This is a genomic window from Streptomyces cellostaticus (assembly GCF_001513965.1).
Taxonomy (GTDB): Bacteria; Actinomycetota; Actinomycetes; order Streptomycetales; family Streptomycetaceae; genus Streptomyces; species Streptomyces cellostaticus.
In genome coordinates, this window is record NZ_KQ948057.1 from 17,352 (window position 1) to 39,032 (window position 21,681).

The following is a 21,681-nucleotide window of genomic DNA, read 5'->3' on the forward strand; positions in this document are numbered from 1 at the left end:
GCGAGCCGACCAGGCGTACGACTCCCGCCCCAACCGGGCCTGCCTACGAAGACGGGGGAAGTTCGACAAGACTCACTACCGCGAACGGGCACTTTCGCAAAACGCCGCATGCTCTGATGTGGAGCACTCCCTGACATGACGGCCCCACGGCTGGTTGGCCGTGGGGCACAACGAGCTCGATCACCGCGACGACGAGCGCGAACACGAGGGCGAGGGCCGAGTTCCGCAGCATCAACGCGACGCCTTGAAGCCGAGTGATCTCGCCCACTGCCTCCCTCCGACCACCTGTAGGGCTGACGGTGCCGAGGCCAGTGAGCAGAGGCAAGGCATGGCCCGTTGCGACTCATCGATAGCCTTCATCTTCATGACGCGCGCTTGGATCTTGCCGATGCTGCTGGTGCTCTGCGGCTCAGCCCTTGCGGCTGGGCTGATCGTCAGCGGGACCCCCGGTGCAGCCGCAGCCCTCCTGCTGGTCTTTGTGCTGCTCGCAGGCGTGAACTCGCCTCTGATCTTCCCGAGGTCGATCGGCGCGCTGGAGGCACAACGCCGCAGCGCGGTCGACGGCCGGCCGGTCGTCTTCTGGCGACCAGGCTGCCCGTACTGCATGCGACTGCGCATCCGGCTGGGCCGTAGCGCCCGCCGAATGCACTGGGTCGACATCTGGCGCGACCCGGCTGGTGCCGCAGCGGTGAGGGCTGCCAACGACGGCAACGAGACCGTGCCGACCGTCATCGTGGCGGGCCGGCCGCACACCAACCCCGATCCTGCGTGGGTGCGCAAGCAGCTCTCCCGTTCCGCGTGATCGGGAGCGTCACAGAGGCGTCCGCATACCCCGGACGACCTTCGGATCATCGGTCAAGGTTGTGGAGAAGTCTGGCTCGCAGCGGGGCTGTGCCCGGGAGTCCGATCTCGTCGGTGATGGCCAGGGCCTGGGTCCATGCGTGGTGAGCGGCGTCGGGGTGGGCTGCGGCGTGATGGGTGTCGCCGAGGTCGGCGAGGCTGGTGGCTTCGTGATAGCGGTCGTCGGTCTTGCGGACGAGATCGACGGCTTGCCGGTAGCAGTCGATGGCGTGCCCGTACCGGCCGAGGTGATGATGGATGTAGCCGAGGCTTCTCCAGGTCCTGGCCTGGCCGTTGAGGTCCCCGATCTCCTCGACGAGTGCGAGAGCCCGCAGGCTGTAGGAGAGTGCCGCCGACCGGTCGTCGCCGAGTCTGACGAGGTTTCGGCCGATGTGGTCGAGAGCGCCGGCTTGTCCGAGCCTGTTGTGCGCGGCCTTGTAGTGAGCGAAGGCCTGGCGGGCGTGGCCGAGTGCCTTGCGGTGCTCGTCCCGGTCCGCGGACATCCTGCCGAGGTGTCTGTGGATGCGTGCCTGGCCGGCGTGGTCGCCGAGTTCCCCGAACAGGTCCAACGCGAGCGCGTAGTGGGCGCGGGCGTCGTCGGGGCCGTTCAGCTGTGTCCGGGCGAGTGCGAGGCCGCGATGGGCGTTGGCCTGTCCGGTCCTGTCGTTCCGGCGCAGTGCGGCGCTCAGGGCGGCCGTGTGAGCGGCGGCCAGCGCGGGCCAGCGTCCCTGCCGCTTGAGGAAGGTGGCGACGACCGTTGCGAGCTGCCAGGTGTGGGTCTCGAAGCCTGCCGGAGACTGCTCGACGACGGCGAGGACGACGGGGTGCTCGGCGCTGAACCAGGCCAGCACCTCCCGGCGGTCCGGGAGTTCCTCGGCAACGGCTCCCGGCTGGGCGGGGGCCACGCTGATCGGGTCCTTTCTGCGGGTCAGCAGCGCGTCGGCGGCGTGGGCAGTGTGCAGGTAGTGGTCGAGCATGCGGTGCACGGCCGATCGCCGGGCGTCGTCGCTGTCGTGTGTGACCAGTTCGGTGGCGTAGGTGCGAAGCAGGTCGTGGAAGGCGTATCGGCCCGGGGTGCGTTCGGTGAGGAGGTTGCCGCGGGTCAGTTCGGTCAGCAGGGCGCCGGTGCGGGCACGTGACAGACCGGCCAGGGAGGCGGCCGCGGGCAGGGCGATGTCGGGTCCGGGGTGGAGTCCGAGGAGCCGGAAGAGCCGGGCTGCGTCGGTGGTCAGCGCCCGGTACGACGTGGAGAACACCGCCCGTACCTGGCTGGCCGGGTCCCCGGCGTCCAGGGCGTCCAGGCGACTGCCGGCTTCACGCAGTTCGTGAGCGAGGGCGGTGAGCGGGAGACGGGGCTGGGCGGCGGCGCGGGCGGCCATGATCGCCAGGGCCAGCGGCAGCCCGGTGCACCGGGTGACGATCTCCTCGACAGCGGCGGGTTCGGCTGCGGTGCGGTGGGCGCCGAGGCGGCTGGTCAGCAGGTCACCGGCCTGTGTGGGGGTGAGCAGGTCCACGGTCAGCAGATGGGCGCCCTCGGTCGCGGCCAGGCCGGTGAGGCGGTTGCGGCTGGTGACCAGGGCCAGACAGCCGGACCCGCCGGGCAGGAGCGGGCGGACGTGTTCGGCGTCGCGCGCGTTGTCCAGCACCACGAGTACCCGTCGGCCGGCCAGCAGACTGCGGTACAGGCCCGCTTGTGCTGCCAGGCCGTTCGGGACACGGGCCGGGGGCACCCCCAGGGCGTCCAGGAACCCCCGGACCGCCTCGGCCGGGCCCACCACGGAACCCCCTGGGTCGAATCCGCGCAGGTTCACATACAGCTGCCCGTCGGGGAAAGCATCCCGTACGCGGTGGGCCCAGTGCACGGCCAGTGCGGTCTTGCCCACCCCGGCGGTGCCGGACACCGCCGAGATCACCACTGCGGCAGGCTGCGCCGACAGGGCCCCGGCCGTGCTGTGCAGGAGGCGGTCGAGCTGGGCGAGTTCGCTCTTGCGGCCGGTGAAGGCCGCGACGGACAGCGGCAGTTGCGCAGGGATCGTGCTCAGCTGTGCCGGGCCTTGCGGTTGCGGGACAGGGGCGGGGACGGCGTCCTGTTGCAGTACGGCGGCCTGGATGTCCTGCAGGTGCCGCCCGGGGTCGATTCCCAGCTCCCGGGCCAGCCGGCTACAGGTGCGCCGGTAGTGGTCCAGGGCTTCGGCGGAACGGCCGCAGCGGTGCAGTGCGAGCATCAGCTGGCCTGCCAGATGTTCATCCAGGGGGTGCGCTGCGGCGCGTGCTGCTGCTTCGGGCAACAGGGCGACGTGCTGGCCCAGGCGTAATCGCACGTCGCCCCAATCGAGTTGAACCGCCAGGCGTTCCTGGAGCAGTGTCTCGCGCAAGGCGTTCAGCCAGGGCGTGTCCAGGCTGGCAAAGGGTTCCGCGCGCCACAGCCGCAGGGCCTGTTCGAACAGGGCCGCGGCGCGGGTGTCGTCACCGGCGGCACGGGCCTGTGCGGCAAGGTGGCGGAAGGTGTGCATGTCTACGGTCACGGAGCGGGCGGTGGTCAGAGCGTAACCGCCTGGCTGCCGCGCGATGACTGCCTCGCCGGTGGCGGCCAGGGCCTGTCTCAGCCGGGAGAGATAACTGCGCAAGGTAGGGACGGCCTGCCGCGGAGGACGGCTCCCCCAGACCCGGTCCGTCAGCTGATCGGTCGTCACCAGATGGCCGACGTCGGCCAGTAGCACCGCCAGCACGGCCCGCTGGCGTGCATGCCCGAGCACCGCAGACCGGCCGTCGATGCTGGCCTCAACGCTGCCCAGCACGCTGAATTCCACCGTCATCCCGACCCACTCCCCACGAGGCCGCAACTCGAACGCGTCTTCAATTACCCGGCCCGGACGGTCCGATTCAACGATTGTCCAACGTTTGTCCCTCGTCGGCTTGGCACCGTGATGCGAGGCAGCAGGGGCTTCGGCCGGAATCACCTGGTGCTATCCGCCGAGCGGAACAGGAAACGACATCGGACACGCGGCGACCCATTCCGTGTGCGGATGCCGGCACGTCGGCATGGGGCGTCTTCCCGACCGAAGGAGCAGAGACAGATGACCGGGAGAACGAAGAAGACACGCGCCGCCCTGGCAGCCGTTTCGGGTGCGCTGCTGATCGCGTCGGGCACGGTCGCAACCGCGACCGAGGCCGGCGCGGTGCAGCCCGGAGCGAACGTCTCCGCCCGAATCGCTGCCACCGCGGCCGCGAGCAGCTACCACGAGATCGTCAACCTTGCCTACCACCAATGCGTGGAGGCGCCGCGCGGGGCCCTCAACGTGAGACTCCGGCTCGCCGAATGCAACGGGTTGTCCGCCGCGCAGAAGTGGGCCTTCGTGGCCGCGCCGGCCGCCTCCACGTACTACCTCGTGAACCAGGCCGGCGGCTACTGCATGGAAGTCAACGACGGCACGGCGAACCCCGGCGAGACAGTCGACGAGTACTTCTGCAACGGGACCGCCTCGGAGCAGTGGGTCCAGAGCTTCCGTACCGTGAACGGAATCGTCTACCAGCAGTTCACGCACTCGGGCACTTCCCTGTGCCTTGACACGGTCAGCGGCCCCGGCAGCCAGCTGATGCAGTGGAACTGCGATGCCGGCAACGACGCCCAGACCTGGCTCGTGAGGTAGCACCCCTCGCGTCTCCGTCCCGCCGGGGCCGCCACCCGCACGGACGGCGGCCTTCGGGCGTATCTCCTCCAACCACCCTGGAAAAACCACCAGTTCGGGCGACTGGTAGGGCAGATCTGTCGCCAGCATGCTTCTGTCTTCGGCTCAGGTCGGCAGCCCTTGGCTGCCGTACTGCGGAAGGTGGAGGCACATTGAGGTTCCCCCGACTTCGAAACGACGTGCGAGTGCGGCTTGTTCTCGGGCTGGCCGCGCTGCTGGCGGTGTGTGTGCCCAGCGGGGCAGCGCAGGCAGCGGCGGCCTCATGCCAGGGCGCCGACGTCCCCGTCACCGGTGTGGTGCCGGCGACGATGCACGGCACCCTGTGCGTGCCCACGGGTGGTACGGCCGACACGGCGATGGTGCTGGTGCCCGGCGCAACGTACAACCACACCTACTGGGACTTCCCGTACCAACCCGAGACGTACAACTTCCGCCAGGCCATGAATCGTGCCGGCTACGCCACCTTCGTCGTGGACCGGCTCGGAACCGGCGCGAGCTCACGCCCGCCCAGCGCCCTGGTCACCGCGTCCGTCCAGGCCGGGGCCGTGCACCAGGTGATCCAGGCCCTGCGCGGCGGCCGGATCGGCGGCACGGACTTCCGCAAGGTCATCCTCGGCGGCCATTCGCTCGGCTCGCTGATCAGCGTCATCGAAGCGGGCACCTACAACGACGCGGACGCCGTGGTGCTCACAGGCATCACCCACCGGATCGTCGCCCCGGAGGTCGTGGACATCTTCACCTCGTCCTTCTACCCCGCTGCCCTGGACCCGGCATTCGCCGCAAAGGCCTACGACCCGGGGTACCTGACCACGAGGCCCGGCACCCGGGGCCCTGACTTCTACGCCCCCGCGACCACCGACCCGGCGGTGCTCGCCACGGATGAGGCCACCAAGGACGTGTTCAGCACCGCCGAGGCCGTCGACGGTCTCGGCGTGGCCGACCTCCTGCCGTACTCCCGCCAGATCCAGCACCCGGTCCTGCTCGCCGTCGGCGACCAGGACCACTTCTTCTGTGGCTCCCTGGGCAGCAACTGCGCCAGCTCGGCGGCGCTCAAGGCCCAGGAGGACCCGTACTTCGTGTCTGCGGCCTGCCTGTCCACATACGTTCAGCCCGGGGCGGGCCACGACCTGAACCTGGCCACCAACACCGCCCCGTACCAACGGGCGGTACGGCAGTGGGCCGACGCGTTCGTCGGAGCGGGTCCCGAACCGATCACGCCGCCCGCGAAGGCATGCGTCTAGGGCCGCATCGCAGAACGCGGTCAGCTGACCGTCCAGGTCGGCGCAGCTCCCGTATTCGACTGCTCCACGTCATGCGTGTCCGTGTGCCGCGCAACAGACTCAGCAGGAAAATGCGGGAGCTGCGATGACGGACGACGGATGGACTTCGCCGGAGCCGGGGGCGGGCCGGGTGATGCGGTAGCACTGGCCGGCCCTTCCCTCGTGGCTGGTGATCCGGATGGAGATCGCCACCGTGCCGTCTCCTCCCACCACGCTCTTGACGGTGAAGGTGTGAAGTGTTCCGGTGGGGTCGAGGGCCCGCTGCACTCCGGTGCGGGTCAGTTCTTGTGCATCGATCCTTTCGACCCTCGCCTTCGCCACCCGGGCCAGGTAGCCGATGTCCGTGGCGGGTCTGCACACGTCGTCGTCCCGCACGGTCACCCTCGGCGTCCACGCCTGGCCGTGCGGGCGGCTGTAGGTGAAGTCGAAGCACCGGGTCACAGCGTCACTGCCTCCCCCCGGGATGATCTGCACCGTCTCGTACGGGACCTGTTGGGACAGACGAGCCGTGAACTCGCGGCGGGACGTGTCGTATGTGATCAGCGGGGCCCCGGTGTGCTTCCAGATCACACCGGTCAGCCGGTCGACATCGCTGGTGCGGCTCGCGTTGAGCGAGCGGGCCGTGTCGTCCGCCGCGTCGCGGGCTTGCCGGAGGATCGAGGACACGGCCTTCTGCCTGCGTTCGCTGTTGACTTTCCCGGCGTGCCAGTCGGTGTACCACAGCCAGGAGAGGCCGGATCCGAGAACGAGGATCAGCACGATCAGTGTGGTCAGGCAGCCGGGGGTCAGGGAGCGGTTGATCCGCTCCCTGACCCCCGGACTGCCCTGGCCGTCAGGCTGCACTAGTCGCCCTTGTATCCGATGTCGGCCAGTTCCTGGTCCATGACCTGGGCGTAGCCGGTGGTTCCGGCGCTCTTCGGGTGGAACGACTCGAGACTGAGGCAGATGTTGGCCCCAGGCTTGGGGATGCAGGGCAGCTGGTTTGCCGGGTCTCCGTCGTGGAAGTCGCCGTCGCCGTTGGGTCCTGCCACGATGCGGTTGATCCACTCGTCGCTGTCACAGATCCCGTGCCCCTTGAACGCGGGGATCGGATCGGCGAAGGCCACCTTGGTACCGCTCCTCTTCAGCTCGTCCACCTTGGCCTTCTGCTTGTCGCGCATGTAGTCGGCCAGGTAGTTCAGGGCGTCGAAGTCGGCTGTCACGCATGGTTGGTCACTGACGATGTGAGGGTAGCCCATGAGGACGATCTGGGCGTTCGGAGCAGCAGTCTGGATCTGGCCGATCAGGTCTCCGGTGGCAGTGACCGCTTGGTCGGCATTCCCCGTGTAGTCCTTCCTGTCGCACACCCCGATCACGTAGCAGTTCTTGACCGCGTTGGTGAAGTTGTCGCCGTCGTTTCCGCCGATGGTCAGCATGACCAGCGTCGTGTCCGGGCTCAGAACGCCCGAGTCGATCTGGGTCTTCTCGTGATAGTTCCCCATCAGGCCCCACGACGAAGGGTTCCCATCCGTCAGCTGCCACGTCTTCGCACCGGAGCAGGTGACATTCTGGAAGTCGACCGAGGAGCTGTGGTCGTCTGCAAGAGCCCCGATGCTGGAGCTCTGACCAGGAAGAATCACCTTACGGCCCCACGAGTTGGCGCTGCGGCGGCAGGCATTCCACCGGGTGGTGCCGTGCGAGGTGTCGGACTCGGCCGAGTAGTTCCCGGCACCTTCGCCGGAACTGTAGGAGTCGCCCATGGCAACGACCATGTGCTTCGGCTTGCCAGGGAGTTTCTGGAAGGCGACCGAGGTGAAGGCCACGTCGTCGTCGGCGGTGCCGTCGTCGGTGGCGTTCGACAGCTCCACCTGGGGTGTGCCGGTGAATTGGTAGACGCCCAGTTCGGCCCAGGTGTTCTTGCTGTAGTGGGTGTTGAGGTAGCGGTCCCGGTCGCCGCCCGCGACGCCCTTGATCACGTAGTGGGCCTGCTGGGTGTGGGCGCCGGTGTCGGGCAGTTGCACGAACACGCGGGCCCAGCTGTTCAGGTTCTGGCCGAGGGTCCAGGTGCCCTTCACGGTCATCCGCCCGCCGCCACCGCCGAGGTGGGAGGTGTCGCGGGTGTGCGTGTACCAGAAATGCCCGCCGTAGCCACCTCCGACCTGGTACAGATCGCCCTTGGCGTCGTACTGTCCCAGGCCGGGTCCGGTCGCGGCCGGGTCGGGGTAGAAGGTGAACTGGAAGTTGCCGGCGTCGGTGCCGCTGGATCCGCAGTCGCCGTAGGTGTTCATCTGGTCGGGTACGGACTTGACGGTCAGCGCCCCTGCGGGGAGGCCGTCGTCTTTGCAGACCGGCGTGCCGTACTGCAACCGGTATCCGCGCCCCGGTTCGGCGACCAGCGTCTCGTACTTGATGTTCTCGTGGCCGCAGTCGGTGTCACAGTTCTTCTTCCACGTCACGTTCGAGCCGTGCCACCAGTACTGCTTGTAGCAGTCCTCGTCCGGGCACTTCGGCGGGCTCTCGGCGTTGCAGTTGTTGGTGGAGTTGCAGAACGCGTCCAACGGGGGCTTGACCAGCGTGCGCTGGGCGGGGTTACCCCACCAGGCGGGCCGGAATCCGGCCGTCGAGTAGCCGGACTCACCGGGCCAGTCCTGTCGGCCGGAGGTCACATAGGAGAAGCCGGTGTCGATGGACCAGGCCGACCAGCCCATCACCTTTTCCTCATACGGCCACTGCTGCGGCTTCGCGGCGTCGTGCGGGTCGGTCATGAACGGGTGCCGCGACGGGGGGTAGAGGGGGTTGGCGGGGTTGTTGTACCAGCCCAGGCCCCACGGCTTGCCGTCGCCGTTGTTCGGGTTGAAGCCGAGGTTGTAGTTCCACAGGGCGCCGAACCAGTTCTCCGGCTTGGAGGAGTCGTCGTTGTTGACGGTGATCGTCTGCCCGCTCTTGTGGAGCTCGTTCCACTTGTCGGCGAGGATGTACATCGAGGCGGCGATGTTGACCGCGTAGTCGAGGGCGACGGCCCGCTGCTTCTCGGGGGAGAGAAGCGTCTCCTTCGGTTTGGCGTGTCCGGCCAATCGCATGCCGTCGGTGACCTGCCCGACGCCGTAGCCGCAGTCCGAGTTCTCCCAGTGGATCGTCCAATAGGCCCCGAGCGTGTCTCCCTTGTGCCCGTAGAACCCGGCGGTCGCGGCCAGGGGGTTGCCCATCTGGCCGGGAATGACGCCGGATTCGGCCTGCCACAGGTTCGACTCCTGCGCGAGCACTCCGAGCAGGACCTGGGCCGGGATGCGTCCGCCGCCGTTGATCTTCGGGGCCGGGAACAGGCCCTGCGGGTCGACGGTGCCGAGGCCGGCCTGGTCGCGCCAGCCGCCCTGCTTGATCCACTGAGCGTGGAGTTCGCCGCGTACGGCCATGTCGACAGCCCACTCGACCTGGTTCGGGGTCGGCTGCAACGCCAGGGATGTGACGTCGTTGCGAGGGACGGAACACCAGCGGTCGGTGTCGACCGGGTTGTGTGCCCGGTCGTCGTCCTTCACCCCGACCCGCGCGCTCTTCCCGCTCGCACCGCTCTTCCCGCTCGCACCGCTCTTTCCGTCGGCAGAGCCGAGGGCTGGGGAGAACGATCCGTTGCCCGAGCCGCTGGTCGTGTTCGCGACAGTCTGGGTGATCTTCTCACCGGTGGCGGTCGCGTGGCTGGTGATGGTCGGTGCGGCGGCGGAGGACTCGTCGGTGGGGTCCTGTGACGTGTGCGGCGTCTGTGAGGGCTCGGTCTTGGTGAAGCCCTTCCCAGCGTTCCTGATGTGGTCTAGGCCCGCGCGTACGCCGGGCATGAGGACCGGGTCGACCGCGAGCCGGCCGAGGCTGGACACGTCGGTGTCTGCCGGAACGTTCAGGAGCGTGACAGAACTTCCCCTGAGATGGGGGTTCTTGGCGTTTCCGGTGAGGAACACGCGGCCCTCGGCGCCCTGCTCGAGGGCCAGGTCGCCGAGTTTGCCCGATGCCAGCGTGACCGGCTTGTTGCTCCTCCTCCAGAGTTTGGCGCGGGCCGTTCCGCCGGTGCGGTCGACAAACGCGATCCCACCAGGTGCGGGCCGGATGTCGAACGGGACACCGTCCGCCGCTGCCAGGTTCTCGGTGTTCTTGCCTGTTCTGTCCATGTGCACGAGCTGCCGGTCCCGTGCAGCTATCAGGCCGTCTTTCACCGGCACGGCGGACGTCACCTGGCCGTCCACGGCGGCGTCACCGATGAGCTTGCCGCTGGTGCCGACGGTGACGAGGCGGGTCTTGTTCTCGCGGAACGCGGTGAATGCCGCCGTGTGTGTCCGAGGGTTGCAGGACGGGTCGAAGTAGGCCAGCGACGCCGTGAACGGCAGCTTCGTCACCCGGCCCGTTTTCAGGTCGAGGATCGCGGTGAACGCGCCGCCCTGCATCAGGTCCGGTTTGTTCGTGAACGACCTGGGCGCGTACACGACGGCGGCATGGCCCGGGTCCATGGCGCACGCGTTTCCGATCCATGTGTCGGCAGGCATGCCGGGCTCGGCCAGCGAGGCGACGGTCCGCCACTGGTAGGCGTCCTGCTCGTCGGCGGCAAAGACCTTGAATCCCGTGGTGTCGGCCGCGGAGGTCATCGCCCGGTCCGGGGACGTCTTCCAGCCTCTGCCGAGGGTCTTGTCCGGATCCGGCACCCGCGTCCGAGGTCCGGGTGCGGGCGTACCGCCTGCGGGGCTGGGCCGGGCTGCCGGTGCCGCCGTGGCGGGCACCGCTTGTATGAGCCCGGTCAGCACCGCGGCGGCGGCAAGCCCCGCAGCAGCGGCACGGGCGTGTCTGGGAACTCTCAACAGGTGTCCCTTCGCACAGGGGTGGAGTAACGGAAGGGCCGCCGCGGCCCTCCGCAAAAGGGGCGAGGACAGCGTCGGCCCGGCGAAGTTCTCGACGGTGACGGCGGCCACCTCGAATGCCGCTGGTTACCGGTCCACTGGAACGAGGCGTCGTTGCTGGAACCGGGCCAGGGCCTGGACGCTCCGAAGTCGCAGAACAGCAGCGGATTGGACGACGGATCGTCGCCGCCGGCCCTCAGGTGATCGAAGTCGTACACGGAAGGCCGGCCTCGGTGTCGAACCACACCCGCTCGACGTGGTACTTGTCGCGGCACCGGACGTCGGTGACGGCGACGGCCTTCTCTCGTGCGGCGGCCGTGTCCGACCTCCACCACGTACCGTCGTCGTTGGCATCCATCGGCTTCGCGTAGGGGCAGCCCTTACCGTCCATGCACGCTGACCAGTCGACGTAGCGGGCGTCCCTGTCGTTGGTGCCGCCGAGTGCGGGGAAGTCCGGTGACGGTCTCCAGTGCGGGAACCCGGCTTTCGTCATGCAGGCTTTCATCAGCTCGTCACGAGAGCCCGCGACGGTCCGGGCCTGATGCGATGTGGGCATGTACGCCTGGACGGGCAGAATCCAGGTGGCCGCATCGTCCGGGTCGCCGACGTGCGCCACGGCGGCAGCCGGGGTCGTACGGGACGCCGGCTTCGCGTGGTCGGTGTCGTGGCCGGTGGTGACGATCACGCCAGTGAGTGCTGCGACGCTTGCGGCGGCTACGCCGGTCGCCAAGTTCGTGGAACGGCGCACGGCTCTCCTTCCGTCAGTGCGCAGAAGGGCTCGGTGCGCTGACGAAAATCCCCCCGCTGCAGCCGTACATCCCCAGGAGCGTGTCTGGCTGGTCTGAACCAGGCGTCCGGGGCCTTGCCACTCTAGACGCGGCATGAACATGCGGGTCAAGAGAGAAAGTTGAGCGCTGTACCGCGCCTGGTCCGAAAACGACCCGTCAGCAGCAGCGTTCCGGAATGCGCGGATCAGCCGTTGAAGCCATGGAGTTGCCTGTGTTGTTCCTGTGAAGCGGAGGGCGAGGCGGAGGGCTGCCGAAGCCGGCGCGAGTGGCCGGATCCTGGGGGCGGGAATCAGAAAGCGCTTGCATGCCGCCGGCGAGGATGTGCGACTCAGGCCACATTGCCGACGGCGGCCAGCGCGGGAGCCTTTAAGGAGGCGCAGATACGTCTGGCCTCCGACGGTGCGTGGAACCGGGACGCGCAGGCAGAAAAGACCGCTGCACGGGTCCTCGACCAGCTCACCTCCGGCCTCGGGTGCGGCCTGCACGAGGTGAGCCTCTCCACCGGCGACGACGTTCTGCCACCTCAGCCCTTCCCCGCAGCGGAACTACACCCGACTCGGCGCCGCGGGTGCCGTCGTGGTTGGTCTGCGAGTGGCCTCCGCAGACACGGAACAGGCGTGTCAATGGGGTAAGTCTGGAAGTTGCCGCTCGGATGACCTCCGCGGACGCGGAGCAAACCTCACGGTCACCGGCCTGAAGTGCGTCATCGGCGGGGTGACCTCCACGCGTGCGAAGCAACCTCACGAACACCCGCTCTTGGCGACGAGGCCGCCGAGGCCGGCGGCAAGCTGCTGATCGCCGCGACCCTCGCCTACGACGTCTACGCTGTGGCGGCCGCACCGAGCGGACGCGGAGGACCATCCGCGACGGTGCCAGCCCGGCGGGCGGCCTCGCGGGCGCTCGGGGTCTGTCACAGATCACCTCCTCCGAGGCCCAGGGAGACGCTGAAGATCCTCCTGCGCCGTAAGACCGACGGGCCGACCGGATCGTAGATCGTCGCGCCAAGGGAGAGCCGACACCACCCTGCACACACCGGCCCAGGTCAGCGGGCGCACGCGAGTCTTGCGCCCGCGCCCGCTGCCCACTGTCACACTCGCGCACCCGGCCAGGGCGGACTTCGGCCCGACCTGGCCGTCTTGGCCCTTACAGCCAGGCGCCCCCGGCAGTACCGTGGCGAGTTCACGCGGTGGGATACGGACCTCGGGGGCTTGCCCAGTGGCGGGGAACGCGCTGACGCTCGGGAAATTGATCGCCAAGTCCCGCAGGCGCAAGGGCTGGCCGCAGCGGGACCTGGCCGCGCTGATCGACAAGTCGGAGAGCTGGGTCTCCCAGGTCGAGCGGGACGTGATCCCGGTCAACAGCCTGGAGACGCTGCGTCGCCTCTCTGAGGTCCTAGGCATTGCGCTGCCCGAACTCCTCGCTGCCGCCCCTTCTCCTGGCCAAGTGCCGACATCGGCTTCCCGCCGCCCTGCCTCCACTAGGGTTGGCGGCAATCTTGGTCCGGAGGAGGGTGACGATCCCGTGCGACGCCGTGAACTTCTAGCCGCTGCGGCGGTGGTCTTCACCTCTCCCCTGACCAGCGCCACCCCGGCCCAGGCCAGCACCCTCGCACCGCTCGAAGACCTCCTCCTCTACGGCACCGCCCCCGTGCCCGAGAACAGTGACGTCTCACCGGCCGGCGTCACCGCTGCGGTGAAAGCGGCCCGGCAGCACTTCCGAGCCGCCCGCTACGACACCCTGGCCCGCACTCTGCCCGGCCAGATCGCCCGCGCACAGGCTCTGAAGCCGGCGGAGGTGTCAGCCACAGCGGTCGCCGACCTCTACAACATCGCCGCTCGCCTGTGCATCAAGCTCGGCGAGGACGGACTCGTGGCCATCACCGCCGACCGCGCGCTGAACTCCGCGCGGATCGGTGGGGACGCGTTGACGATCGCCGAGGCCCACCGGATGGTCTCCAGCGCCTGGCGGCGCCAGGGGCACCTCGCACGGGCCACCGACATCGCTGTCCGGGCCGCACAAGACCTGCGGGCTGACGGCAAGGCCGCTGAGCCGACGCGGTTGTCCGCGGGCAGTTCATTGCTAGCGACCGCCGCGTATACGGCAGCGAAGATGGGCGATCGGCAGACCGCGCACGCGCTGATCGGGGAAGCGGCCCAGACCGCCAAAGCCGGCCAGGCGACGGCCGATGCCCGCACCGACGCCGGGCTTCAGCAGGTGCTACTGCATCAGCTGTCGGTCCACTACCTGCTCGGGGATGCCGGGCAGGCGATCGACCTGGCCAAGACCATCGACCCCACCGCCCTGCCGACCGCAGAGCGACAGGGGCGGTTCTTCATCGACGTGGCCCGCTGCTTCGACCAGTGGGGCAAGCCCGAACAGTGCTACCGCGCCCTGCTGGCCGCCGAGCACGCTGCGCCGCAGGAGATCCGCCGCGGTGCGGTCAAGGACATGGCCGGCGGCCTGCTCCGCCATGACCGGAGCCTCCCGGGCGTCCGCGCCTTCGCCGGCCGCGCTGGCATGACCATCAACTGACCTGAACCACAACGGGTTTGCTACCTCGCAACCCGATTGCGGATCTGCCTCTCCTCACGGCGGTTGACTCTTCTTAAGCCGCCAGGGGCCGCGTACGGCCGGCCTCTCCTCGCCCCAGGCGGCGGCGGTTGACCACCCCCGTCTTCGAGGAGTCGCACCATGGCAACCACCTCTACCGCCCCGCCAGCCGTGGGCACCGGCAGTGACCAGCTTCAGGCAGACATCGTCGCCGCTCTGCGCTCCAGGACCACGCTCCCGCCGTATGACGAAGTCCTCCGGCTGATTGACACCCTCAAGGGGCACCTCGCCCCGCTGGTCGACCAGGCCAAAGAGCACCACCCGGGAGACGGCGCCTGGCATCAGGCCATCGCCGGGGCCGAGTTCCAACTCCGGGCCGGACCCGGCAACGGCCTGGTCTCGGCCACACACCGCCTCCAGGCCCTCGCCCTGTGCCTGCTGCACTTCCAGCGGCACCTGCACCGCCACATGGCGGCCGGTGACCGGTGAAGGGCCGCCACCGCGGCGGAGATCCGCGGCTGGAGGTGTGGCTGGAGCGGCTGTGGCTGCTGGGCACCACCGCTGGCCTGACCCTCCTGGCGGCGTTGGTCGTCCAGCACGACGGCGACCACGCCCTGGCCGCCCCGGTCTCCGCACCTGACACGGGCCCGGCGTCGTAGACGCCCCTACAGCTTCCCGCCGAAACGTCGGCGGGAGAACCGAAAAGAGAGAAGGGAGTACGAGATGGACAACCTGATCGTCTCGAAGCGCACGGTGAAGGCCGCCCGGACCCAGGACCGCCTGAGCGACGGCGGCGGCACCGGCAAGGGCGACGGCAACGACTGATCGGAGCCCGTAGATGACCGCCATCACCGCGGCGGTCCGGAGCCTCGGCGGGGACTTCCCCGCCGAGGCGTTCGGCCGCACCTACCGCCTCTGGCCCCAAGTCAGCGACTTCTCCGATCTGTTCACCTGGGACGACCTCAACGAGATCATCGCCCGGCACCGCCTCGAACCCCCGCGGCTGCGGCTGTTCAACGACGGCACCCAGGTCCCCCAGCACGCCTACGCCCACCCCGTGGTCTCCAAGCGCCACACCGTCTGGCACCGGATCGAGCCGGGCAACCTCCACCGCCAGCTCAGCGAGGGCGCCTCCCTCGTCCTGGACGCCGTCGACACCCTGCACCGTGGGGTGGAACGCTTCGCCGAAGCACTGGAACGGCACCTACGGACCGACGTGCAGGTCAACCTCTATGCGTCGTGGACCTCGAAGGAGGGGTTCGGCCTCCACTTCGATGACCACGATGTGGTGGTCGTCCAACTCGAAGGCGCCAAACGGTGGAAGATCCACGAACCTACCCGCATCGACCCGCTCCGGGTCGACGTCGAAGCACCCGAACCGCCCCACGGCGAACCGGTCGCCGAGATCGTGCTCCGGGCCGGCGACATGCTCTACCTGCCCCGCGGCTGGTGGCACGCTGTCGCCGCCACCGAGGGCCGCTCCCTGCACTTGACCTGCGGCCTGAAACCCACCACCGGCGCCGACCTGCTCTCCTGGCTAGCGGACCAGCTACGGGCCTCAGCAACCGTCCGCGCCAACCTCCCCCAACTCGGCTCCCGCGAGGAGCAGGTGGCCCACCTTGCCGCGCTTTTAAAGGAGTTCACCGCAGCCCTGCACGACGGGGTGATCGAGGAGTTCCTCTGCGCGCGGGGAACGATGGACCCGGGCCGGCCGATGCCGTCCCTGCCATTTGTCGGTGGCATCCCCGCCGACGACAACCTTCACGTCCGCCTCACCGCCTCAGGTGCGTGGTACGAGGTGGACGGCGAGGGTCGAGTGGTGATGAACGCAGGTGGCCAGCAGTGGACGTTCGCCGCCCCGGCTCTCACCGTGGTCAAACACCTCGCCGAGGGAAGGACCACATCCATAGGCAAGTTGGCGGTAGCCTCATCGCTTCCCGTCGACCAGGTCGCCACTCTGATCACCGAGCTGGTCGCGGCCGACGTAGCCGCCGTCAGCCGCAGAAGGTAGCCGATGTTCACTGCCCCTGAGCCAGCTGTCAGGGACCGCATGCTCTCCGCCCGCGGCCACGCCTACGCCTTGCTGGGCCTCGCCGCCGCCGCGGGCGGAGAGGTGTGGGGATATGCCGGCCGGACACTGTCCGGGGCCGTGACGGCCCCGGACAGCCCCGCGTGGCTGCGGCTGGTCAGTGAGCTCACCGGAAAGTCGGGCGGGAAGCTGTGGGAGGGCCCCAAGGAGGCATCACAGGCCGTGCCTCCTTCCGTGCCCCGGCCACAGTTGCTCGGATGGTGCGACTGGTCGGCCGACGGCTGGGACTACCGGGCCGAGCTCTACCAACATGTCGACACACCACCGGTGTTCCACAGCCCGGTCCTTGGCCGTAGCGTCGATCTGCCGGACGTCTGGTGGCACGACCTTCACCAGGCCCTCGATCGCCTCGCGCTCGTCAGCACCGAGCGCCAGGCGGTGCGCGAGCAATACATCCGCTGCCGCGTCCCGGAGTTCACCGGCATCACCCCCGGCGAGATCACCTGGACCACTGCCCACGGCGACCTCCACTGGGCCAACCTCACAGGACCACAGCTGACCCTCATGGACTGGGAGGGCTGGGGCACCGCCCCCACCGGCTACGACGCCGCGAACTTGTACCTGCACTCCCTGCCCGTGCCGGAATTTGCCGAGCGGGTTCGCAAAGAGTTCGCCCATGTCTTGGGTACCGCCGCAGCCCGGGTCGGTGAGCTCACCGCCTGCACCGAAATCCTTCAAGCAGCCGCCCGCGTGCCGTTCTACGCCGACCTGGCCGACGTCGTACAGCAGCACCTCGACCGCTTGAGGCAGGGCGTTAGGTCCTGACGACCCGCAAGGTCACTGCCGCCCCGGCTCCCTAGGGCACGGGCAATGGCGGTTCGCCGCCGTGCCCGCGCCCCGGGCCGCCTTGGCTCAGCCCAGCGCGTCCATCAGGGCGGTGACGTAGGCATCCAGCCGCTCCTCCACGGCTCGCGTCGTCAGCTCTGTCCTCCCTGCCTCCCGCCATGGCTTCGCTACCAACTGCACTTCTTCTGAGAACGCCAGCCCGTCCCGCACCTGCCAGTACAGCCGCTCGCTCGCAGCCGCTGCCAGCACCCCGCCGGCCTCCTCATACGCCTCGGCGAACCGCAGACCCCACGCCGGGCCGTGCAGCAGCGCGAGATTGGTGGAGCAGTGCGCGACATCGAGGTCCGCCGGGCCCCAGGAGGTCGCTGCCCAATCGACAACGCCGGTGATCCGGGGACCTGCCGGGCTTGGGGACGGCACGTCGAACAGCACGTTGCCGGGTTGGAAGTCCCGGTGCAGGAATCGCCCGTCGTAGGGCGGCGCGGGCTTGCGGATCACGTCGATCGCCGCGGCCCATGCAGCCGCGTCGGCGCCCTTCGGAGCCACGACGGTGTCGGCGGTCGTCCACGCCACATACTCCCGGGGCCGCTCGGCGGGTCGCAACGCGTGGATCGCCACGAGTTGACCGGCCAGCAGAGGGACGCGCGTCTCCAATCCCTCATCGTCGAGGACTGTCCGGCCCGCCAGATGTGTCATGAGGAGCGACGGATACTCGCAATGCGCGGCGGTCGGATCAACCGCTACCAGTTCAGGAGCCGGCACGCCGGTCCCCGTGAGCAGGGTCAGGGCGCCGGCCTCCCTGTTCAGCCAGTCCTCGGCGTGCTCCACGTTGACGAAGGTCCGCAGCACCAGGTCGCGGGTGCCTCCGTCCCGCGTGCCGATGGTCAGCCGCCGCATTTCGGCGGTGATGCCGCCGTGCAGCGCCTCGGTTCTGACGATCCGTTCGCCGACCTCCAGGTGCCGGCTCACCCAAGCCAAGGTCGACGGTCGGACAGCCGCCACCTCATCGTGGTTTATCACTGTGCCATCCCATCATCCGGACGGCGGCCCGAACACAACCCTTTTGTTGGAGGCGATGTCAACGCTGTTCTGTTACTAGCGTCCGGTCAGGGCTCGGAGCAACAACTCGTTCCCCCCGGCGGTGCCATCCGGGCTCAACGGCAATGGACAACGCGATTCGCCGACAGAGCCACCAGAGTCCCTGCGAGCGCGCCGCGGAGAGCGATCATCGCGGGTCAGGCGAGCAGGATCATCTTGCGAAGGGGTGCAAACCCAGCCCGGCCGTAGAGCTGCCTCTTGGTCTTCTCGATTCTGTTCACGGCGCCCTCGGTGCCGCCGGAGTTCCAGGGCAGACTCAGACCGGCGACGACGGCCTCCAAGTCCCATGTCAGACCGCGAGCAAAGCTGTTGAGGCCGGGAAGGTCCGCGGCGCGGGCGTCGTTGTCCCACGCCGGCAGGAGCGCGCCGGTGCAGGTGGCGAGCATCTCGCCGAAGTCGCGGACCGGTCGGTGGGCCGTCGCCAGCTCGGGGCAGATGGCGAGGACCGCTTTGAGCTGTGCGAGTTCGTCCTCCGACAGGGCGGCTGAGGCGGGTGATCCAACTGGCGACGGTCCGCAGGGACGGTGCCGCCGGGACCCGCGCAGGGACGTCGGGCCATTGCAGACAGGTGCGGGCCCAGTCGCGCAGGCTGCTGTAGGGCACCGACCAGCCACGATCGGCGAGTTCGTCGTGCAACTCGGTGATGGAAGTCCTGCCGCCGGTCTCGTCGATCCGTCATCCCCCATGACCAGGCGCCCTGACCGGCCCCTCGAGGGGTCGTCGTCAACGCCGGACGTCAGCGAGCAGTCGCTGCCACGCGGCCTCCGCGTCGGCGGCGCCAGTACGCCACTGTCAGCACCGCCAGTAGCGGCCCCCACAGCACCAGCGGCGTGTAGCAGGAGTAGAACCACAGGCTCGCGACCCCGGTGCCCTGCCCGGGCGCGTCGGGCGGGAGTTCGTCGCCGCGGATGGTCGTCCCCATGAGCGTCGCGATGGGAAACAGCAGCGAGAACACCACGGTCAGCACCGTCGCCCCCACCGCCGCGGGCACGATCGCGAGCCACGCCGGCACACGGCGGTCGTGCAGCCTGGGCAGCCATCTCGGGAACGCCTCACCCCATCGTGCGACCAGCCCGATTCCCGTGAAGGCCAGCAGTTCGGACACCACCGACAGCATCGGAACGTACAACCGCTCGCCCGCGCTCATCCCGCTGTCGAACATTGCCGGCAACCGCCAGATGCTGGACGGCAACACGACCAGCGGAACGGCGTACGCGAGCCGCCGCGTCCGCGCCGAGACCCCGGGTACCGGCTCGTGGGCGGCCTTCCACGCGGTTCGGAGCCGTCCGACACCCGACTGCGAGCCAGTGACACTGCGGGACACGTATCCTCCTCGGTCCGGCGGGCCCGGCTGCCCGTTCGGTATCGAAGATCGCAGCTCACGGATCGCGGGCGGATCGCTCGACAGACGCAATTCCCCTTCGTCTCCAGGGGGAGCACGCTGCCCCCTTCAAGGATTACGAGTGTTCGGACGTGCCCGCCTGAGGTAGGGCGACCGGCCCGGCCGGCGTCCTCCACGGTCGTTGGCCGAAGGACATCTGAAGAGGGCTGGGTCTGGAACGGGAGCGTCCAGCTCTTCTTGGCGCTGATGAGCGCTGACTCAGAGCTGCACGAGTGCGTTCAGGTTCTCGTGGCCGATGCCCGGCCGGCTGAGCGCGAGCCAGCCGTGGCCGCGCACACGAGTAGTGGCACCGATTTCACCGGGGTCGACGGACAGCCGTCCACAGGCGTGAGCCACCCTCGCCGTGCCCGCATTCGGGTCGGCGTCATCAACGCCGAGTTCTTCCCAGGGGAGCGGGTCGCCGATCCACTCCGGGTTGCTCTGCGCCGCGTAGCGCCGACGGATGAGGCCCTTCTGGGCGACCACCCAGATGTCGGCACCCCCCGCCGGGTCCTCGTAGAACATCTGCGCCTCGCCGCAGAGGGCGCTCAGCCGTTCCACCGCACCCATCCACTCGTCCCAACCGAGGCCGACCAGGTCGGCCAAGTTGCCGAAGATCAGCCGCCAACCGTCCAGTTCAGGCGTGACGAAGGTAGGGACCGCATCCCCGCGGAACGGCAGATCCTCCACGTCGGCGCCCTCGTCCAGCGTGACCGGGAACCGGTCGTGCAGACCGAGCGCCTCGAAGAGCCCTTCGTACATCGCACCGGGCACTGCGTACCACCAGCCGCGAGGATCCAGGGGAAACGGCTCATCACCGGTGGACTTGATACGCGCACGACGCTCCAAGAGCATCCGGTCACGCGGGTCAAGACCGTCGATCAAACCGGTGGCGATCAGGTCGCCCAGCCTGCTGCGGGTCATGGCCGGTGATCCTATGCAGCCACGGTGGACGAGTGCGTACCGGGCAGCGTTTGAATTTCGGGTTGGTGGTCAGCGGGGCGCGAGGACGCAGGCTGCAGCGCGTTTGAGGGTTTGGATGACGGGGGCGGTCTCGATGGAGTGGATGGCGTCGAGTGCGGCCACGCGTTGGGTGAGGTAGCGGCACAGGTCTTCGGCGTTGCGGCAGTTCACGGCGGCGACGTGGTTGCGGACCGGTCGTCATGGCAGCGAAGGAGACCTCAGGATGGTCGGCCATCCGCCGTGCGACGTCGGCCAGTTCGGATGGCCGTACCGACATCCACAGCCGTGCTTCGGTGGGAAAGCCCAGTGTGGCCGGGGCGATGTCGATCGTGAACGTGGGGGCTCCGGCGCGGCGCAATGCGTCCAGACGGCGCTTGACGGGGTTCCTGTCATCCGGTGCCGTCCAGGACGGACTTGCCCCCGAGCAGCAGCACCATCCGGTGGGCCGGTCCCACGCGCGCGTGGAACAGCTCATCGAGCAGTCCGGGCTCGCCTGGACGCACCTTCGCCCGAGCACGTTCGCCACCAACACGTTGTGGTGGGCCGACCAGATCCGAGCCGGTGACGTGGTGCAGGGAGTCTACGGCGCCGTGCCGATGGCCCTCCTCCATGAGACAGACATCGCTGCGGTGGCCGTGCGCGCACTCGTCGAAGACGGACACGATCAGGCCACGTACCACCTGACAGGCCCAGAAGTCCTCACTCAGGCCGAACAGGTGGGAACGATCGGCCAGGTGCTGGGCCGCCCGCTCCAGTGGCACGAGCTGCCCCGCGAGGCTGCACGCCGCCGGCTCCTGGCCGACGACAGCTTCCCGGACGCGTTCGTGGACCCTCCTCGATGGCTACGCCGACATGCTCGTCGGCCCTTGCCCAGCCATGACCCACACGGTCGAAGAGGTCACCGGCACACCGGCGCTCACCTACCGTGCCTGGGTGTCCGACCACGCTGCCGACTTCCGCAATCGGGCAACAGAGGAAACCGCGGAACCGCCTACCGTCGTCGGCCACCTCGCGGCTGAGGAACACGAGCGGTTTGGGCGCAGCCAGAGCGCGGGTGAGGAATTTTCGCAGACCTGCTGCTGCCGGGCGCGCAGGTCGTGGGGCGTCAACTCAGCACGGCAGAAAGCGCGTTGATGGCCGATGCCCCCGGTGCGGCCCTCCCGGGCCGTGCCCGGACTGCGGCCGGCTGGCCACCCGCATCCACAGCGACTTCTGGCGTCGCCACGCCGGTCTGCACCACATTGATGGCGAATATCAGATCAGGTCTGACCACATTCCCATTTGCCGTACCCTCCCATTTCCCCTCCGGGTGCGGGGTGGCCGACGCCGGCCCTGACGCAGATTTTTCGCCCCTCTGGGAA

At 68.8% G+C, this 21,681-nt stretch carries 18 protein-coding genes; 8 read left to right on the top strand and 10 right to left on the bottom strand.

Translation table 11 applies throughout. The features are described 5' to 3' along the window. Positions 1–364: 364 nt before the first annotated feature. Positions 365–802 (top strand): glutaredoxin domain-containing protein, encoded by a 438-nt coding sequence (locus AQI88_RS39535; RefSeq protein ID WP_067010072.1) that lies wholly within the window; start codon positions 365–367, stop codon positions 800–802. A 46-nt stretch (positions 803–848) separates the two neighbouring features. Here the strand turns inward: AQI88_RS39535 and AQI88_RS39540 are convergent, their stop codons facing one another. Continuing rightward, entirely contained in the window at positions 849–3,656 is a 2,808-nt protein-coding gene (locus tag AQI88_RS39540) for an AfsR/SARP family transcriptional regulator (protein WP_067010004.1), read from the bottom strand. Between the two features lie 261 nt (positions 3,657–3,917). On the opposite strand from AQI88_RS39540, the gene AQI88_RS46325 reads away from it, so the two are divergent. Together AQI88_RS46325 and AQI88_RS39550 are read left to right on the top strand one after the other, a co-directional pair. After that, positions 3,918–4,490, top strand: coding sequence for an RICIN domain-containing protein (locus AQI88_RS46325; RefSeq protein ID WP_067010007.1), 573 nt, complete (start codon positions 3,918–3,920; stop codon positions 4,488–4,490). Between the two features lie 224 nt (positions 4,491–4,714). Next, on the top strand, positions 4,715–5,770 hold the full coding sequence (locus AQI88_RS39550; protein ID WP_208616041.1) for an alpha/beta hydrolase: 1,056 nt from the start codon (positions 4,715–4,717) through the stop codon (positions 5,768–5,770). Positions 5,771–5,869: 99 nt separating this feature from the next. Here AQI88_RS39550 and AQI88_RS39555 read toward each other — a convergent pair whose 3' ends face one another. The 3 genes from AQI88_RS39555 to AQI88_RS39565 all read right to left on the bottom strand — a co-directional run bounded on the left by AQI88_RS39555 (position 5,870) and on the right by AQI88_RS39565 (position 11,413). After that, on the bottom strand, positions 5,870–6,652 hold the full coding sequence (locus tag AQI88_RS39555; RefSeq protein ID WP_067010013.1) for a hypothetical protein: 783 nt from the start codon (positions 6,650–6,652) through the stop codon (positions 5,870–5,872). Further along, a complete protein-coding gene (locus tag AQI88_RS39560; protein WP_067010016.1) occupies positions 6,652–10,626 on the bottom strand; it encodes an SGNH/GDSL hydrolase family protein in 3,975 nt (1,324 codons plus the stop codon). Before AQI88_RS39560 ends, AQI88_RS39555 begins: the two co-directional genes overlap by 1 nt. A 235-nt stretch (positions 10,627–10,861) precedes the next feature. Continuing rightward, positions 10,862–11,413, bottom strand: coding sequence for a hypothetical protein (locus tag AQI88_RS39565; protein ID WP_067010019.1), 552 nt, complete (start codon positions 11,411–11,413; stop codon positions 10,862–10,864). 1,285 nt (positions 11,414–12,698) lie between these two features. Between AQI88_RS39565 and AQI88_RS39570 the strand changes: the two genes are divergently transcribed. The 5 genes from AQI88_RS39570 (at position 12,699) to AQI88_RS39585 (ending at position 16,857) form a co-directional block, all read left to right on the top strand. Continuing rightward, entirely contained in the window at positions 12,699–13,985 is a 1,287-nt protein-coding gene (locus AQI88_RS39570; RefSeq protein ID WP_244184562.1) for a helix-turn-helix domain-containing protein, read from the top strand. A gap of 159 nt (positions 13,986–14,144) precedes the next feature. Beyond that, positions 14,145–14,492 carry a DUF6415 family natural product biosynthesis protein gene (locus tag AQI88_RS39575; protein ID WP_067010025.1) on the top strand — a complete coding sequence of 116 codons (348 nt, stop codon included), beginning with the start codon at positions 14,145–14,147 and terminating at the stop codon, positions 14,490–14,492. Continuing rightward, complete coding sequence (locus AQI88_RS46330; protein ID WP_159050518.1) at positions 14,489–14,662, top strand: hypothetical protein; 174 nt, start codon at positions 14,489–14,491, stop codon at positions 14,660–14,662. Before AQI88_RS39575 ends, AQI88_RS46330 begins: the two co-directional genes overlap by 4 nt. A 179-nt stretch (positions 14,663–14,841) precedes the next feature. Then, positions 14,842–16,014, top strand: a complete 1,173-nt coding sequence (locus AQI88_RS39580; protein ID WP_067010028.1) for a cupin domain-containing protein — start codon at positions 14,842–14,844, stop codon at positions 16,012–16,014. Between the two features lie 39 nt (positions 16,015–16,053). Next, positions 16,054–16,857 (top strand): hypothetical protein, encoded by an 804-nt coding sequence (locus AQI88_RS39585; protein WP_244184564.1) that lies wholly within the window; start codon positions 16,054–16,056, stop codon positions 16,855–16,857. An 87-nt stretch (positions 16,858–16,944) separates the two neighbouring features. Here AQI88_RS39585 and AQI88_RS39590 read toward each other — a convergent pair whose 3' ends face one another. The 6 genes from AQI88_RS39590 to AQI88_RS46340 form a co-directional block, all read right to left on the bottom strand. After that, complete coding sequence (locus AQI88_RS39590; protein ID WP_244184566.1) at positions 16,945–17,847, bottom strand: phosphotransferase family protein; 903 nt, start codon at positions 17,845–17,847, stop codon at positions 16,945–16,947. Positions 17,848–18,113: 266 nt separating this feature from the next. After that, on the bottom strand, positions 18,114–18,662 hold the full coding sequence (locus AQI88_RS45525; protein ID WP_107118797.1) for a transposase: 549 nt from the start codon (positions 18,660–18,662) through the stop codon (positions 18,114–18,116). 50 nt (positions 18,663–18,712) lie between these two features. Continuing rightward, positions 18,713–19,300 (bottom strand): hypothetical protein, encoded by a 588-nt coding sequence (locus AQI88_RS39600; protein WP_067010042.1) that lies wholly within the window; start codon positions 19,298–19,300, stop codon positions 18,713–18,715. A gap of 276 nt (positions 19,301–19,576) precedes the next feature. Then, a complete protein-coding gene (locus tag AQI88_RS39605) occupies positions 19,577–20,281 on the bottom strand; it encodes a hypothetical protein (protein WP_067010045.1) in 705 nt (234 codons plus the stop codon). A 69-nt stretch (positions 20,282–20,350) separates the two neighbouring features. Beyond that, on the bottom strand, positions 20,351–20,491 hold the full coding sequence (locus AQI88_RS46335; protein WP_159050520.1) for a hypothetical protein: 141 nt from the start codon (positions 20,489–20,491) through the stop codon (positions 20,351–20,353). 218 nt (positions 20,492–20,709) lie between these two features. After that, positions 20,710–21,081 carry a hypothetical protein gene (locus tag AQI88_RS46340; protein WP_067010048.1) on the bottom strand — a complete coding sequence of 124 codons (372 nt, stop codon included), beginning with the start codon at positions 21,079–21,081 and terminating at the stop codon, positions 20,710–20,712. Positions 21,082–21,681 lie beyond the last annotated feature (600 nt).